This window comes from Haloferax sp. Atlit-109R (assembly GCF_003665865.1).
In the GTDB taxonomy this organism is placed as follows: domain Archaea; phylum Halobacteriota; class Halobacteria; order Halobacteriales; family Haloferacaceae; genus Haloferax; species Haloferax volcanii.
In genome coordinates, this window is the sequence record NZ_QPLO01000002.1 from 546,980 (window position 1) to 562,624 (window position 15,645).

Below are 15,645 nucleotides of genomic sequence, written 5' to 3' on the forward strand. Positions count from 1 at the left end.
GAACGCGCCGCTGTGTTCCGACTAGGGCCAGTCGTCGCGCCCCTCGGCCTCGAAGGGGTCGGCGGGGGCGTCGTCGTCGCCGGCGAGCACCCACTCGGCGGCCTCGGCGGCGTCCTCGACCGGGAGGTACTCCCAGCCGGTTTCTTCGGCCACCGCGCGGTCCTCGTCGGACGTGCCGATGAAGACGTGCCGGTCGGTGTCGAACTGGCGCATCACGTTTTCGAGGCTCTCCTCGACGCCGCGCGGTCCGGAGAAGAAGTCCTGCCGGATGCGCTCTTTCCGGGTGAAGTTCGTCACGACGTAGGTCGGCTTCTCGCTCACCACGCCGATGTACTTCGTCCACGTTCGCGCGTCCGAAAACGCCGCGTTCGGGTCGCCGAGCTGTTTGAGCGCGGAGAGTTCGAACGCGAGCGTCATCGTTCCTTGGCCGCCACCTGTTGCCATACCCGGCGATAGGCGGCGACGCGTGGAAAACGACTTCGGTCCCGGCCGTCCGCGAGCGGGGGACCGCCGGCTCGGCGGCGACCGGGACGGGCGGCGAACGCGAGCAACGGGGCGGCGCAGAGAACTTACTTGACGCGAACGTAGTCGGTGAACACCACGATATCGCCCCGCGAGAGCCGCGAGGTGGTCGTGTCGATGTCGAGCGTGCCGGCGGGGGTCGCGGTCGCGAGCGCGCGCTGGGTCCGCTCGCTCAGCTCGTCGAAGTGATGGACGCGCACGCCGGGCGGTACGTCAGAGACGGGTGCGACGGTCGGCGGTGCGGTGGCGTCTGGAGAAGACGGCGGCTGTCCGTCTTTAGATGACATGTGGTAACACACTACACAGACAGAGATAAATGTTTGGCCGTTGGGGCGTCGGACGACGAGGGACGAGACGAGACGGGACGGTGAGTGCGCCGGACGAAAGAGAGCCAAAACGGGAGCGAGCGAACCGCGAGCCGCGGGCGGCGCGCGAGCCCGGACCGGCGGACACGCGCAGACGCGGCTGGCCGGGTGAAAACAGCGGGAACGGGTCCCGAGTTACTGTTCGGCCGCCGCGCCTTCGAGGTCGTCGAGTTGGAAGTCCTGTTTCACGAGGATTTCCTTTTGGCCGCTCACGTCGACCTGTTCGCGCATGAGCTTCTTGTACTTCGTCTGCGGCGAGAGGTCGCCGATGAGGACGCCGCCGACGATTTTGCCGTCCTTGATGGCGAGCCGCCGCCACTCGGTGTCGGAGTACTTGGCCTCGACGTGGTCGTCGCCGAGCGTCGGGTGGCCGAACGAGAGGAACGGGAAGTCGAAGTGAGTGATGGAGTACGACGAGACCCAGCGGAACTCCTCGGAGCCGTAGTCGACCATGTTCTTGGCCGCGATGGTCCCCTGTTCCTTGGCGGAGCCCCACGCGCCGTTCTGGGCGCGGTCACCGAGGATGAGGTCGTGGAACTCGGTGATGTCACCGGCCGCGAAGATGTCATCGTGGTTCGTCCGCATGAACTCGTCCGTGTAGATGCCGTTGTCGTACTCGATGTCGGTGCCGCCGAGAATCTCCGTGTTGAAGTTCAGGCCGATGGCGATGCCGACGAAGTCGGCGTCGTAGCGGTCGCCGTTGGGGTCGACGGCGGTCGTGACGCGGTCGTTCTCGTCGACCTCGAAGTGGTCGACGCCGGAGTCGAAGACGGGTTCGACGTTGCGCTCGCGGAGCGCCTCGTGGATGATTTCCGCGCCCTCCTCGGAGAGGGCGTAGCGCCACCACGCCTTGCCGCGCATGAGGTACTTGCCCTCGACCTCTTGGGCGGCCGTGATGGCCGCGAGGTCGATGCCGAGCAGGCCCGCACCGATGACGACGGAGTTGTCCGCGCCCTCGATGTGCTCTTTGATGTCCCGGGCGTCCTGGAACGTCCAGAAGTGGTGGATGCCCTCCGCGTCGGAGTTCTCGACGGGGAGCTGGGTCGGCGTGCCGCCGACGGCGAGGAGGAGTTTGTCGTAGTCGTACTCGGTGCCGTCGTGGGCGGTGACGGTGTGGCCCTCGGGGTCGATGTCCGTGACGAGCGTGTCGAGTTCGAGGTCCACGTCGCGGTCGTCGTACCACGACTCGTCGTGGATGGAGATGGGGGCCTCGGGCAGTTTGCCCTTGGCGAATTCCTTGATGAGAATGCGGTTGTACAGCGGTTCGCCCTCGTCCGTGATGATAGTGATGTCGGCGTCGGGTTCCTCTTCGCGGAGTGTCTCAGCCGCTGAGGCCCCGGCGATACCGTCGCCGACGATCACGTACGATTGGCTCATGACCCGACGTTTGTATTCGGGGTTAATGTGGATTGCTATCTCCCTCATGATTGTTTTGCAGGCGGAACTCGGGGCGAGATGGCGAGACGGGAGCCGAATCGCGGGCGTTGCTGCGGCTCACCGAGTCACTCGGTGAAGCCGCCGTCGGCGGCAGCGGGGCACTCCGACGGTCCCGACGCCGCGTCGTCGTCGCCGCGAGCGAGTGCGTCGCGGGCGAGGCCGCGAACGCGGCCGGGAACGCCGCTGGCAGCGACGACACCGACGGCCCCGCGAACGACGGCGATGCCGACCGCGAGGCCGAGCGGCCAGCCCAAGAACAGCGCCACGAGACCGAGACCGGCTACGAGCGGGGCGACGAGCGTCGCGACGGCAGTGGCCGCGAAGACGCCGACGACCGCCGCGACCGCGGCGAGAGCGGTCTCCGAAAGCGTCCTGAACCGCTGCGGGAGCGTCGCTCGCACGTCGTCGCGGCCGAGATGAGTATCGTCGAACATGGTCGTTCTCCTCGTGTGGAGAGACGACCGTCGACACCAAAATAGTAATCTGAATTACATTTCTGTAAGCGGGTTTACCGTAGCGAGCTTATGAAATTCGCTCGATAGGTTCGACCGCGGAGTCGACGACCGACAGGTCGCCGTCGAGTTCGACGACGAGATGCTCGTCGTCCGCGTCGATGCGGACGCGGATGCGCCACGGCTCCTCGGAGACGACGGTGAGCGCCTCGTCTCCGACGACCCACGGGAACCGCCAGAACGGCGTCCCGCACACGTCTTCGCCCCGCGAGGAGAGGAAGCCGAGGACCGTCGACTCGTCGAGGAGCACCAGTCCCACGGGCGAGACGGCCTCGTAGGCGCACTGGGCGCAGCGGTGAGTGACGACTACCTCGAGGTCGAACGGGTCGGCGTCGCGGGACAGCGCGGTGCTCGTCGTCCCGCCGCACTCGGGGCAGACGCCGTCGGCGGCGAGGCAGTGGAGGTGTCGCACGCGCTGGTCGAACGCCGACAGGAGCGCCTCCGACGAGCGGCCTTCGAGACCGCCGGGCGGGAACTCCTCGTGGGCGTGGACCCGAGCGCAGTCGGCACAGGAGATGGTGAGTTTCTCGTCGCCGTAGTCGGCTTCGAGCGAGCCGCCGCAGGCGACACAGGAGCCGGGGGCCGGAAAGGCGGGGAGGACGGGGTCCTCGTTGAACGTCCCCGCGAGCACGGCGCGGACGACCTTCTCGCCGGCGTGGCGGAAGTCGTAGCCCTCGTCGGTCTTGCGGACGAACTGACCGCGGAGCTTTCCGAGGTGGTAGTTGAACCGTGCGCTGTCGTCGACGCCGACCCGTCGGCGGAGCTCGGAGAAGGGGATGGGGCGGTCGGGTGACTCCCAGAGCGCTTCGAGGATGGTGAGTCGAGTCTCGTCGGCGACGATGCCGAACGCTTCGGCCGGCGAGATGCAGTCGTCGCAGTCGAGGACCGAGTCCTCGCGGACGGATGCGGAGTCGCTCATACCCCCCTCATTCGGGCGAGTCGCATTAAATCACCTCGTCAAATCTCGTTCGGGAGCTTCGCGGGCCGCGACGGGGTCGGTCCGTCTCGCTCGGGGCGAACGCGCGTCGTCGTCCCCGGAGACGTGGTCTTTACGTGTATTCGACCCGAAGCGAACGACGAAATGAAGATTCGCCAGAATATCCGCCACTTCGCGACGAAAAAGGCGCTCACCATGCCGGTCATCGGCGACATCGCCACCGAGAAGATGGTGGACCTCCACGTTCGCATCTTCAGCGAGCGCGCGGACCCCGACCGCCGAGACGAGCGCGAGGACCACATGGCGGCGTTCTTCGAGTGCACCTTCGACACCTACCTCGCGGCGCTCGACGTCGGCTTCCCCGAGGCCGAGGCCCGCGAGATAACCCACGTGCAGGCCAACTTCGACTTCTACAACCACGGCTGGACCGAGATGATGGAGATTCCGGTCGACGAAATCGAGGCCCACTACGAGCGCTACAAGGAGTTCTTCGAGCGCCACGGCATCGACATCGCGGAGCCGCTCGGCGAGTTCCGCACCATCGATATCCCCGACGCGCCCGCGACGCTGGACAAACTCGACGACCCCGACCACCCCCACGCTGAGGGCGGCTTCGCCGACGACGTGTACGTCGAAGACGACTCGGGCGAGGTCGGAGTCGGCGGGGCCGACGAGCCCGAGGACGTGGACGTGTCGGCCGCGCCGGGGATGCAGGACGTCGACCGCACCGACGAGAAGACCGCTTAAAAGGGACCGCGCGGAGTCGTTTCTCGCTTAGTCGTCGGTCGGCACGGCGGGGCCGACGTCGACGACGCTGTTTTTCCACGTGCCGCGGGTGAACCACGCGAAGGCGAGCAGCGCCACCCCGACGTTCGAGAAGGCGATGCCGTACCAGATGCCGGTCGGGCCCATCGAGAAGAACTCCACGAGGACGAACGCCGCGGGGATGCGAAGCACCCACAGCGAGATGAGCGAGAACACCATCGCCGTCCGGGTCGAGCCGCTGCCGCGGAACCCGCCGTTGACGACGTTGAACGCCCCGAGGAACAGGAACGTCGGGCCGATGATTCGCAGGTAGTCCACGCCGATGGCGATGACCGCCGGCTCGCCGGGGATGAACACCGCGACGATGGGTTCGGCGAACAGGTAGGCGGCGGCGGAGACGAACACCAGCGCGGTGACGATGATGCCGACGCCCCAGAACACGGCGTGTTCGGCGCGCTCGGCCTGGTCAGCGCCGAGGTTCTGGCCGACGACCGTCGAGGTCCCCTGCGCGAGGCCGATTGCCGGCAGGAACACCAGCGAGTTGAGGCGGTTGCCGATACCGAACGCGGCGACCGCGGTCTCGGTGCTGGCTCCGCCGGCGTTGACCGCGGCGTAGGCGACGAGCGCCGTGAGGGCGGTCACGCCGAGCGCGCGGGTCGACTGTTCGATGCTCGACGGCGCGCCGATGCGGACGATGCGCTCGACCATCTCGCGCTCCGGAATCAGGTCGCGCGGCGAGAGGCTGATGCCGACCCGGCCCGACAGCAGGAGCCAGAAGCCGACGAGCGCGCCGACGCCGCGGGAGAACACCGTGGCGATGGCCGCGCCCTGCACGCCGAAGCCGGTGAAGCCGGTCGCGGCGAACAGCGACTGTCCGAGGCTTTCGAGCCCGAGGAGGCCGAATATCGGGTTCGCGTTGAACCCGAGGATGAGAAACGGGTCGAGAAAGACGTTGATGACGACGCCGAGCCCCATCAGGTACATCGGCGTCTTGGTGTCGCCCCACCCGCGGAGCAGCGCCTGGAAGATGAAGAAGCCGAACATGAACGCGACGCCGAGGAAGATGGTGCGCGTGTACTCGACCGCCAACTGGTGGACTTCGGTGCCGGGCGTCGTCCCGATGAGCGGGAGCAGTATCGGCGTCAACAGATAGCCGATGACCGCGAACCCGGCCGAAAGCAGGATGACGAACCCGAGGGTCTGGCCGGCGGCGTGGTCGACTTCGTCGTGGTTGCCCGCGCCCTTGTTCTGGGCGACGAGGACCGTCCCGGCGACGGTGAACCCGCCGCCGAACGAAATCATGAGGAAGACGAGCGGCCACGAAAACGACAGCGCCGAGACGGCCTCGGAGCCGACGCGCCCGACCCAGAAGGTGTCGGCGAGGTTGTACGCGACCTGCATAATCTGCGAGAAGACGAGCGGGAGCGACAGCACCAACATCGGCTTGACGAGGTCGCCGTCGACGAGGTTGACGTCCTTGGCCTTCGCGCTCATTCGTCACCTCCCTCGCGAACGAGGTTCTCGACGACGAACTCGTCGAGCGCGGCGCGGACCTCGGTCGGCGCGTCGAAGGCGGACTGACTCGCCGTCTCGGTTCCCGAGGGGTCGGTCACGGCGACGCGCTGGAGGCGCGCGCCGTCGAGCGCGGCGAAGAGGAGCGACGCCGTTCGGTCGGCGTCGACCTCGCGGAAATCCCCCTTCTCGACGCCCTCGCGGATGATGTCGGCGAGGCGGCGGCGGATGACCGCCTCGTTGCGGGCGACCCGCTCGCGGTAGGTCTCGACGTAGGGGGCCTGCGTCCGCAGTTCGTTGAGGGCCAGTCCGAAGCGGTCGTAGTCGCCGTCGTAGTCGCCGTCCGGGACCATCTTGTCGAGGAGGACCCGGAGCCGCGTCTCGGGGGCGTCGCCCTCCGTCGCGGCGACCCGCGCCTCGAAGCGGTCGAACAGGTAGTCGAGAAAGGCGACGAGCAGTTCCTGTTTCGTTCCGTAGTGGTAGTGGAGGAGGGACTTGCTCTTTCCGGCCTCGTCTGCGATTCGTTGCATCGTCAGGTCCGCGTAGCCGTGGGCGCACAGCGCCCGGTAGGTCGCGGCCATCAGTTCCTCGTGGACCTCGTCGGGGACCGACTGGTCCGGCGTCTCGTCTGCACTCACTAACTGACTAGTCAGTCAGCAGCTTAAAAAGCAGTTGCGAACGGGAAACCGATTGCCGGTAAGCGTGCGACTAAGCGGCACGAGAGACCGTTGCACGCCACGACGACGAACCGCGCTGAAACGGCTTCGAAAGCGGCGCTGTGACGGCTACTGGCTGCGGTCGATGCGGTCCGCGACCTCGTAGCCGGCCACGATACCGCCGTTCAGCGACCGCTCGGGGTACTGCGCCTCCGACGCCATCCCCGCGTAGTAGACGCCCTCGGCCACGTCGTCGCCGAGGTCGTACGGGACCACGAGGTCGAGATAGCCGCGTTCGTACACCGGGCCGGCGCGGGGGTTACGAGCGATTTTGAACTCCTCGACCGCCGACCGGTCGAAGTCGGGGAACATCTCCTCGATTTCGTCGAACCACGCGTCTTCGACCTCCTCGTCGCTCATCTGCCAGAGCTCTTCGTGCGGTCCCTGCACGTAACTGGCGACGTACAGCAGGTGGTCGCCGCCGTAGCGCTCTTTCGGCACGAAGTTCGTGTGCTCGATGAGCGACCCGAACGGCGCGTCGTGGGCGATGTTGAGCCAGTAGGTGTCCATCAGCGACTCCGACATGGTCGCCAGCCCGCAGACCGCCCCTTGGAAGTCGATGTCGCAGGGGAAACCCGTGAGGTCTTCGAGCACGTTCGGCATCGTCGCCACGACGACCGACTCGACCTCGTGGGTCTCGGTCCCGTCGTCCGTCTCGACGGTCAGCGTCGAGACCGCCTCGCCGTCGGTGTCGAGTTCGGTCACGCGCGCGCCGGTCTCGATGTGCTCGCGGCCGACCGCCTCGACCAGCGCGTCGATGAAGGGCGCGAAGCCGCCGTCGAAGTAGCCGAGTTTCTCGCCGCGCAGCAGGTCGCGCTCGCCGCGGAAGCGCACGCGCCCGAGGAACCACGACGCCGACACGTCGCGTTTGCGCTCACCGAACTTGCCGTCGAGAAGCGGGTCGACGAAGTTGTCGTAGACGCCGCGGGTCGTGTGCTCGACGACGAACTCCTCGATTGGGGTGTGTTCGTACTCCGCGAGTTCCTCGTAGGCGTCGAAGTCGGGGATACCCCCGCGCACGTCGACGCCGAGGGTGAGCATGCCGAGGCGGAACTTGTCGTAGAGGCTCATGTGGGGGTACGCGGCGATTTGCCACGCGGTGTCCAGCGGGTGGACGACGCCGTCGACGTAGTAGGCGTTCTTGCCGATGCGCCACTCCAAGTCGTCTTCGAGGCCGAGTTCCGCGGCGAGTTCGACGATGGTTTCTTCGGACTTCGAGAGGTGGTGGTAGAACTTCTCGATGTCGTCGCCGTTCGTCTCGTAGGTCGCTGCGAGGCCGCCGAGGGAGTCGGCCGCCTCGAAGACTCGAACGTCGTGACCCCGGTTCTGGAGTCGGTACGCCGCGGCGAGGCCCGCGATGCCGCCGCCGACGATGCCTATCATGCCCCGAGGTTCGGCGTGGGGTGGAAAGTCCTTTCTGATTGGCCGGTTCCGGCGCCGACGGTGGGAGTTTTAACCCCTGTCGATAGAAAGCGGGGCATGCACGGCGCTCCGTACTGGCAAACGACGCCGTACACGATTCCCATCGGAATCGGTGCGCTCCTCTTTGTCGTCCTCGCCGCCTTCCTCTTCCGCCGCCGGACGGAGCGCCGCCTCGTGCCCGGCGCGACCCTCGGCGCGCTCCTGTTGGTCGCGTCCGGCCTCTGGATGGGGACGTACGCGCTCGAACTCTCCGTGACCGACTTCTCGACGAAGGTGCTGTTGAACCAGCTCGGCTACGTCGGCATCGCGCCGCTGCCTCTCCTGTGGTTCGCGTACGTGTTGCGCCACGCCGGCGTGAAACTGAACTCGCGGGCCGCGTGGGTCGCACTCGGGTCCGTGCCGGTCGCCGTCGTCGCGCTCGTGGTGACGAACCCGTGGCACGGGCTCATCTGGACCGACCTCTGGGTCGACGCCGACCACGGCTACGCCGTCCTCGTCAACGAACACGGCGTCGCGTTCGACGGCTTCATCGCCTACGCCTACGCGCTCATCCTGCTCGGGTGCGGCGTCCTCGGCCGGACGCTCCTGCGGGCCGACGGCATCTACCGGGAGCAGACGCTCGCGCTCCTCGGCGGCGGTCTGGTCCCAGCCGTCGGCGGCGTCGTCTGCGTCGCCGGACTGAGTCCGGTCCCCGGTCTCGACCTCCCCGTGTTGGCCTTCTCCGTCACCTCGGCCGCCGTCGCGTGGAGCGTCTTCCACCACCGGCTGTTCACGCTCGTCCCCGTCGCGTGGGAATCGGCCGTCGAGTCGATGCACGACGCCGCGCTCGTCCTCGACGGCGACGGGCGCGTCATCGACGTCAACCCCGCGGGCGAGCGGTTCCTCTCGCTCCCCCTCTCGGACGCCTACGGGCAGTCCGTCGCGCGCGTCCTCCCCACGGAACTGGTCGACGCGTTGGGCGGCGTCCCGACCGCTGGGTCGGAGGCGGAGGCGACCCTCACGACGGAGGACGGCGAGCGCGCCCTCCTCGTCGAGACGACGCCGCTGGGCGACGAGTCCGACATGTCGGGGTCGCTCGTGCTCGTCCGCGACGTGACCGAACGGGTCGAACGCGAGCGACGGCTCGAACGCCAAAACGAGCGGCTCGACGAGTTCGCGTCGGTCGTCTCCCACGACCTTCGGAACCCGCTCACCGTCGCCCGCGGCTATCTCGAACTGGCGGCCGAGACCGGCGACGCGGAGTACTTCGAGCGAATCGAGAACGCCCACGACCGGATGGAGACCATCATCGAGGACCTCCTCACGCTGGCGCGGCAGGGCGAGACGCTCACGGACGTGACGCCGGTCGCCCTCCGAACCGTCGCACAGGAGGCGTGGGACGGCACGGTCGTCGGCGACGCGACCCTCGACGTTCGGGTCGACCGGACTATCGCGGCCGACCGCGGCCGCCTCCGACAACTGCTCGAAAACCTGTTTCGGAACGCCGTCGAGCACGGCTCGACGGGCAGTCGGGATACTCCCGACGACGCCGTCGAACATGGTTCCACGGGCAACCTGACTGCGTCTGGTGACGCCGTCGAGCACGGCTCCGACGGCGGCTCGCTCACCGTCGTCGTCGCGGGAGTCGACGGCGGCTTCACCGTCGAAGACGACGGCTCCGGCATCTCCGAGGCGGAGCGCGCCGACGTGTTCGAGCGGGGGTACACGACCCACGAAAACGGGACGGGCTTCGGCCTGCCCATCGTCAAGACGGTCGCGGACGCCCACGGCTGGTCGGTCGAACTCACCGAGTCGGACGCCGGCGGCGCGCGGTTCGAGTTCACCGGCGTCGAGACCGAACCGGAGTCGGTGAACGCGGAGCAGCCGACGAGCGACTGAACCGGGACCGTTGCGACGTTCGCCACATTTTTATCTGCGATAAGGCAACAGCGGGGCATGGTTACGGTCCGCGCACCCGCCACGAGCGCCAACCTCGGAAGTGGGTTCGATGTTTTCGGCGTGGCTCTCGACCGCCCCGCCGACATCGTGCACGTCGAACGGGCGGACCGGACGACAATCGAAGTGACCGGCGTCGGCAGCCAGTACATCCCGACCGACCCCGACCGGAACGTCGTCGGTGCGGTCGCGGAGGCGCTCGACGCCCCCGCGCGCATCCGCATCGACAAGGGCGTCCGCCCGTCGTCCGGCCTCGGGTCGTCGGCGGCGAGCTCGGCCGCCGCCGCGGTCGCGCTGAACGAACTGTACGACCGCGGCCTCTCCCGGGAGGAACTCGTCCCCGTCGCCGCCGAGGGCGAAGCGGTCGTCTCCGGCGAGGCCCACGCCGACAACGTCGCGCCCGCGCTCCTCGGCGGGTTCACCGTCGCGACCGACGAGGGCGTCACGACCGTCGACGCCGACATCCCGCTCGTCGCCTGCCTCCCCGAAATCGCCGTCTCGACCCGCGACGCCCGCCGCGTCGTCCCGAGCGACGCCAGCATCGAGGACATGGTCCACACGGTCGGCCGGGCGGCGACCCTCGCGGTCGGGATGTGCCGCCGCGACGCCGACCTCGTCGGCGCGGGGATGGACGACCGCGTCGTCACGCCCGCGCGGGCGGAACTCATCAACGGCTACCACGACGTCCGCGAGGCCGCCCTCGCTGCGGGCGCGACCGGCGTCACCGTCTCCGGTGCCGGCCCGTCGGTCCTCGGCGTCTGCCAAGCCGCCGACCGCACCCGCGTCGCCGGCGCGATGCTCGAAGCGTTCGACGAGGCCGACGTGGCCGCCCGCGCCTACAAGACGCGGGTCGGTCGCGGGGCCGAAGTATTCGAATCCTGAGTGGTACAGAGAGAACCACTCGCACACTCGTATCTCGCCTTTTCTCGCGCCTGAGTCACTGTAACGCGTTGTCGCGGCCGGTGGTAACACGATTCCGAGAAGACTTTTCTCATTATCACGATATATTCGAATCATGGAACGAGCACTCGTCGTCGTCTCCCCCGAAGAACGGTCGCAGCGAATCCTCCGCGAGGCGGGCGAACTCGCCGCCGGCAGCGGCGCGGAACTCGTCGTCCTCACGGTTCTCCCGGACGAGGAGTTCGAGCGAACCCGCTCGGCGCTCGCCAGCGTCGGCTCCTCGGACGTGGTGTACGGCATCGACCAGGCCATCGAGTCGGCCACCCGCCGCGCCAAGCGCGTCGCCCGCGAGGCGTTCGAGGGGCTGGACCTCGACTACCGCATCGTCGCGGACATCGGCCCCGAGGCCGACACCATCTTAGAGACGGCTCGCTGGGAAGGCTGTGACCACCTCTTTATCGCCGGTCGCCGCCGCTCGCCCGCCGGAAAGCTAATCTCCCGAGACATGACGCAGTCGGTCATGCTCAACTTCGACGGCCCGGTCACCGTCCTCCTCGGCGAGGCGTCGTCCGACGACGCGAAGGGGAACGAAAAGGGGAAGTCGGGACTCCTCGCCTGAGAGCGGAGCGCCGAGACCGAAGAAAAGCGGAACCGGAAGGAATCGAAAACCGAGACGGTGAGTCAGTCGGCGGCCGCCGGATACCGCCGCGTTAGACGCCGCGGCCCTGAAGTTTGTCCTCGTCGGCCATGCCGACGTTCGCCTCGCCCTTCATGCCCTTGCCGATGCCGGCGGCGATGTCGGCGAGCGTGTCCGGGTCGTCCCAGTTGTTGACGGCCTCGACGATGGCCTCGCCCATCCGTTCTGGGTCCTCCGCGCCGAAGATACCGGAGCCCACGAAGATGCCGTCGCACTCGTGGTACATCATGAGCGCGGCGTCCGCGGGCGTGGCGATGCCGCCGGCCGCGAAGTTGACGACCGGCAGGCGTCCCATCTCCGCCGTCTCGTGGACGAGTTCGGCGGGCGCTTCGTGCTCGCGGGCCCACTTCTCGCGCTCGTCGAAGTTGAGGCCGGTCAGGCTGCGAATCTGGTGTTTGATGGTGCGCTGGTGGGTGACGGCCTGGTTCACGTCGCCCGTGCCGGCCTCGCCCTTGGTGCGAATCATCGCCGCGCCCTCGTTGATGCGGCGGAGCGCCTCGGGGAGGTTGCGCGCGCCGCAGACGAACGGCGAGGTGAACTCGCGCTTGTCGATGTGGTAGTCGTTGTCCGCCGGGGTGAGCACCTCGCTCTCGTCTATCATGTCCACGCCGATGGATTCGAGAATCTGCGCCTCGGTGTGGTGGCCGATGCGGGCCTTCCCCATCACCGGGATGGAGACGGCGTCGATAATCTCCGTGACCGTCTCGGGGTCGGCCATCCGGGAGACCCCGCCGCGCTTGCGGATGTCGGCCGGGACGGCTTCGAGCGCCATGACGGCGACCGCGCCGGCTTCCTCCGCGATTTTCGCTTGCTCTGCGTTCACGACGTCCATGATGACGCCGCCCTTCTGCATCTGGGCGAACCCGCGCTTGACGAGTTCGGTCCCGCGCCGAAGCTCCTCTAGGTCGGTCTCCTCTGGCATATCCGTCGCTTGCGACCGGGTTCACTTAAGCGGTCGCTTCCACACGCCAACCGTTCGCATTCCGCACAGGTCGTGTTTCGCGGTCGACGACACCGGCCGCAGTCACCGAGACCGGCATCACTTTTTCGTCCCCCCGCTTCGGCGTGGGTATGGACGCGGCGACCCGACTGCGCCGACTGCTCGATGACCCCCGCCAGCTCTTTCAGGACGACGGCCTCCCGGCGGGAACCGACCTCCCGCGGTGGCTCGCGCCTCTGCCGGAGTGGTTGGAGAACTTCGGCCTCAACATCGCGTGGCTCGTGGTCGTCATCAACCTCGTCGGGACCGCCTTCGGCTTCTGGTACTACGGCTACCAGTTCGGCATCGAACCGACCGCGATGTGGCCGCTCGTCCCCGACAGCCCGGTCGCCACGCTGTTTATCGCGCTGTCGCTCGCGCTCTGGAAACTCGGGCGCTCGAACGAGTACGTCAACGCCCTCGCCTTCTTCGGCTGTCTCAAACTCGGGCTGTGGACGCCGTACGTCCTCCTCGCCTTCAAAAGCGACTTCTCGTACCTCCACTGGGCGATGTACAACTTCCTCTTCTGGAGCCACCTCGCCATGGTCGTCGAGGCCTTCCTCATCCAGCGGTACGCCGAGTTCCCGTCTCTCGCCGTCCTCGTCGCGGTCGGCTGGTACGCCCTCAACGACCTCGTGGACTACTTCGTTCCCATCGTGGGCACGCCGCACCACACCCTCATCCCGGCCGAGCCGGTCGTCGACGGCGTCGTCCAGCACGTCTCGCCCGCCCACGAGTACGCCGCGGCGGGCGCGGTCCTCCTGACCGTCGCGGCGACGTTCCTCGCGCTCGCGACGCGTGTCGCAAAGCTCGAACGGGGCGTCGTGGATTGAATCGGACGTAGCCTTTTGCCTCGCCCCGCCCAACCGACACGCCATGAGCCTCTTCGACCGCGTGGCCGACCTGCCGGTGACCGTCGAGTCCGTCTCCCGCGACCGCTTCGAGAGCGACACGTCGAGCGGCTTTCTCCGCAAGACGACGGTGTTCTCGCTCGCCGGCGACGGCGCGGTCGGCCGCGGCGAGGACGTGACGTACGACGCCGAGGACCACGACGCTCTCGCTGACGCCCCCGAAGACGCTTTCGACCTTGCCGGGAGCTACGATTCCTTCGCCGCCTTCTCCGCGGCGCTCGACGGCGTGGACCTGTTTCCGACGAAAGCCCCCGAGCGCGAGACGGCCGAACACTACCGGCGCTGGGCGCTCGAATCCGCCGGCCTCGACCTCGCGCTCCGGCAGGCCGACACCGACCTCGCGTCCGCCGTCTCCCGCGAGCGCGACCCGCTCCGGTTCGTCGTCAGCACCCGTCTCGGGAACCCGCCGTCGGCCGACCGCGTCGAACTGCTCCTCGACCGCGACCCCGACTGCGAGTTCAAACTCGACCCGACAACTGACTGGGACGATGAGCTTGTGGCGTCGCTCGCCGCCCGCGACGGCGTCCGCATCCTCGACCTCAAAGGCTACTACGAGGGGACCGACGTGGACCAAGCCCCCGACCCGGAACTGTACGAGCGCATCCTGTCGGGGTTCCCGGACGCCGTCGTCGAGGACCCGGCGTTCACCGACGAGACGCGCCCGCTGTTCGACGGCCGCGAGGGTCGCGTCTCGTGGGACGCCCCGATTACCGGCGTCGAATCCGTCGAGCGCCTCCCCTTCGAGCCGTCGTGGCTGAACATCAAACCCTCGCGGTTCGGCACGGTCGAGTCGCTGTTCGACACCATCGAGTACGCCGACGAGCGCGGGATGTCGCTGTACGGCGGCGGCCAGTTCGAACTCGACGCGGGGCGCGACCACATCCAACTGCTCGCGTCGGTGTTCTATCCCGACGGCCCGAACGACGTGGCCCCCCGCGAGTACAACCTCCCCGACCCGCCGGCGGACCTGCCGACGAGCCCGCTCGTGCCGTCGGCTGACCCGTCCGGCCTGGAGTTCTGACGCCGCGACTCGGTCGGAGAAAAAACGACGACCGCCCGCCGCCTACTCGTCGCTGTCGGCGTGGGCGCGGACCCACAGTTCACCGATGCGGGAGAGGCGCGTCCGGTAGGACTTCCCGCGTTCTTCCTGTTCGATGTAGCCCTTGCCGCCGGGGCCGAGGCGGTCGACGTTGTAGATGACCTTCGACCGGAAGGAGTCGGTGTACTCCTCGTTCATCTCGCGGGCGAGCGCCTCCGCGAGTTCGGAGACCGACCCGAACTCGCCGTGCTCACCGAGTTTGAACAGGATGACCTCCTCGAACGGCTTGACGTTGGAGAAGGAGGCCACCGGGAGTTCGACGATGTGGCGGCCGTCTATCTGCTTCGCGCCGATGGTCGTCCCGCGCTCGTCGAACTCCGACAGCAGGTCGGAGGTGGCGTCGAGGCGCTCGCGGATGCGGTCGGCGTCGATTTCGCCGGAGTCGAGGAGGTCCTGGAGAAGGGCGCGCTCGGTCCGCAACTCCTCTGCGAGTTCGGTTTCGAGGTACTTCTCGGGGGCTGTGTAGTAGGTGTGGATGCGCTCGCGGTCGGCCTGTCGCTCGACCATGATGGAGTGGGCGGCGGTGGCGAAGGCGAAGGAGACCGGCCGGGGCATCGCGCTCACGTTGACCCACACCTCGCCGGGTTCGTCGTCGTCGCCGCGGAGTTCGTCGTCGGCGTCGAGTTCGGCGTTGATGAGGTCGTACGCCTGCTCGAACGCCGCGTCGTAGTCGTACACGTCGTCGACGATGACGCGTTCGGTCTCCGCGCCGAGGAGGTTCTCGAAGTCCTTTTCGAGCTTTCCCGAGAGGTTCCGCGAGTACTCGACGTTCGCCTCGCTCCCGACGGCCCCTTCGAGGAGGATGACGCGGTCCACGTCCAACTGATCGCGGATGAGCGGCGCGATGAGTCGGTCGTAGTCGAACCCGACGGGAACGATGTGCGTCTGCATACGCTATACTCCGTGGGGACGTTTATTAATCTCTTCAAGTGGTGT

General features: G+C 67.7%; 16 protein-coding genes. 6 read left to right on the plus strand and 10 right to left on the minus strand.

The window, feature by feature from the left end:
- Nucleotides 1-21: 21 nt before the first annotated feature.
- From DVK03_RS11430 to DVK03_RS11445, 5 genes are all read right to left on the minus strand, one after another.
- Entirely contained in the window at nt 22-417 is a 396-nt protein-coding gene (locus DVK03_RS11430) for a hypothetical protein (RefSeq protein ID WP_004042237.1), read from the minus strand.
- A 152-nt stretch (nt 418-569) separates the two neighbouring features.
- A complete protein-coding gene (locus tag DVK03_RS19695) occupies nt 570-809 on the minus strand; it encodes a hypothetical protein (protein WP_144858646.1) in 240 nt (79 codons plus the stop codon).
- A 213-nt stretch (nt 810-1,022) separates the two neighbouring features.
- The gene (locus DVK03_RS11435; RefSeq protein WP_115802985.1) at nt 1,023-2,264 is read right to left on the minus strand and encodes an NAD(P)/FAD-dependent oxidoreductase; all 1,242 of its coding nucleotides are present in this window, start codon (nt 2,262-2,264) and stop codon (nt 1,023-1,025) included.
- Between the two features lie 125 nt (nt 2,265-2,389).
- Complete coding sequence (locus DVK03_RS11440; RefSeq protein ID WP_115802986.1) at nt 2,390-2,758, minus strand: hypothetical protein; 369 nt, start codon at nt 2,756-2,758, stop codon at nt 2,390-2,392.
- An 88-nt stretch (nt 2,759-2,846) separates the two neighbouring features.
- The gene (locus DVK03_RS11445) at nt 2,847-3,755 is read right to left on the minus strand and encodes a winged helix-turn-helix domain-containing protein (RefSeq protein WP_115802987.1); all 909 of its coding nucleotides are present in this window, start codon (nt 3,753-3,755) and stop codon (nt 2,847-2,849) included.
- A gap of 123 nt (nt 3,756-3,878) precedes the next feature.
- Between DVK03_RS11445 and DVK03_RS11450 the strand changes: the two genes are divergently transcribed.
- The gene (locus tag DVK03_RS11450) at nt 3,879-4,520 is read left to right on the plus strand and encodes a DUF6149 family protein (RefSeq protein WP_199505989.1); all 642 of its coding nucleotides are present in this window, start codon (nt 3,879-3,881) and stop codon (nt 4,518-4,520) included.
- A gap of 27 nt (nt 4,521-4,547) precedes the next feature.
- Here the strand turns inward: DVK03_RS11450 and DVK03_RS11455 are convergent, their stop codons facing one another.
- The 3 genes from DVK03_RS11455 to DVK03_RS11465 all read right to left on the minus strand — a co-directional run bounded on the left by DVK03_RS11455 (nt 4,548) and on the right by DVK03_RS11465 (nt 8,149).
- A complete protein-coding gene (locus DVK03_RS11455) occupies nt 4,548-6,032 on the minus strand; it encodes an MATE family efflux transporter (RefSeq protein WP_004062618.1) in 1,485 nt (494 codons plus the stop codon).
- Nucleotides 6,029-6,688 carry a TetR/AcrR family transcriptional regulator gene (locus DVK03_RS11460; RefSeq protein ID WP_006601366.1) on the minus strand — a complete coding sequence of 220 codons (660 nt, stop codon included), beginning with the start codon at nt 6,686-6,688 and terminating at the stop codon, nt 6,029-6,031. The genes DVK03_RS11455 and DVK03_RS11460 overlap by 4 nt, the downstream gene beginning before the upstream one ends.
- A 147-nt stretch (nt 6,689-6,835) precedes the next feature.
- Nucleotides 6,836-8,149: an NAD(P)/FAD-dependent oxidoreductase gene (locus DVK03_RS11465; RefSeq protein ID WP_115802988.1), complete on the minus strand. Its 1,314-nt coding sequence runs from the start codon at nt 8,147-8,149 to the stop codon at nt 6,836-6,838.
- Between the two features lie 96 nt (nt 8,150-8,245).
- On the opposite strand from DVK03_RS11465, the gene DVK03_RS11470 reads away from it, so the two are divergent.
- The 3 genes from DVK03_RS11470 to DVK03_RS11480 all read left to right on the plus strand — a co-directional run bounded on the left by DVK03_RS11470 (nt 8,246) and on the right by DVK03_RS11480 (nt 11,642).
- A complete protein-coding gene (locus DVK03_RS11470) occupies nt 8,246-10,066 on the plus strand; it encodes a histidine kinase N-terminal 7TM domain-containing protein (protein ID WP_115802989.1) in 1,821 nt (606 codons plus the stop codon).
- Nucleotides 10,067-10,123: 57 nt separating this feature from the next.
- Entirely contained in the window at nt 10,124-11,005 is an 882-nt protein-coding gene (locus tag DVK03_RS11475) for a homoserine kinase (protein WP_004062622.1), read from the plus strand.
- A 133-nt stretch (nt 11,006-11,138) separates the two neighbouring features.
- Entirely contained in the window at nt 11,139-11,642 is a 504-nt protein-coding gene (locus DVK03_RS11480; RefSeq protein WP_004042227.1) for a universal stress protein, read from the plus strand.
- 91 nt (nt 11,643-11,733) lie between these two features.
- Here the strand turns inward: DVK03_RS11480 and pdxS are convergent, their stop codons facing one another.
- Entirely contained in the window at nt 11,734-12,642 is a 909-nt protein-coding gene (gene pdxS, locus DVK03_RS11485) for a pyridoxal 5'-phosphate synthase lyase subunit PdxS (RefSeq protein ID WP_004042226.1), read from the minus strand.
- Nucleotides 12,643-12,791: 149 nt separating this feature from the next.
- Between pdxS and DVK03_RS11490 the strand changes: the two genes are divergently transcribed.
- Together DVK03_RS11490 and DVK03_RS11495 are read left to right on the plus strand one after the other, a co-directional pair.
- Nucleotides 12,792-13,532 (plus strand): DUF1405 domain-containing protein, encoded by a 741-nt coding sequence (locus tag DVK03_RS11490; protein WP_115802990.1) that lies wholly within the window; start codon nt 12,792-12,794, stop codon nt 13,530-13,532.
- Between the two features lie 43 nt (nt 13,533-13,575).
- Entirely contained in the window at nt 13,576-14,631 is a 1,056-nt protein-coding gene (locus DVK03_RS11495; RefSeq protein ID WP_115802991.1) for a hypothetical protein, read from the plus strand.
- A gap of 42 nt (nt 14,632-14,673) precedes the next feature.
- Here the strand turns inward: DVK03_RS11495 and DVK03_RS11500 are convergent, their stop codons facing one another.
- On the minus strand, nt 14,674-15,600 hold the full coding sequence (locus DVK03_RS11500; RefSeq protein ID WP_004042223.1) for a DUF6293 family protein: 927 nt from the start codon (nt 15,598-15,600) through the stop codon (nt 14,674-14,676).
- Between the last annotated feature and the right edge of the window lie 45 nt (nt 15,601-15,645).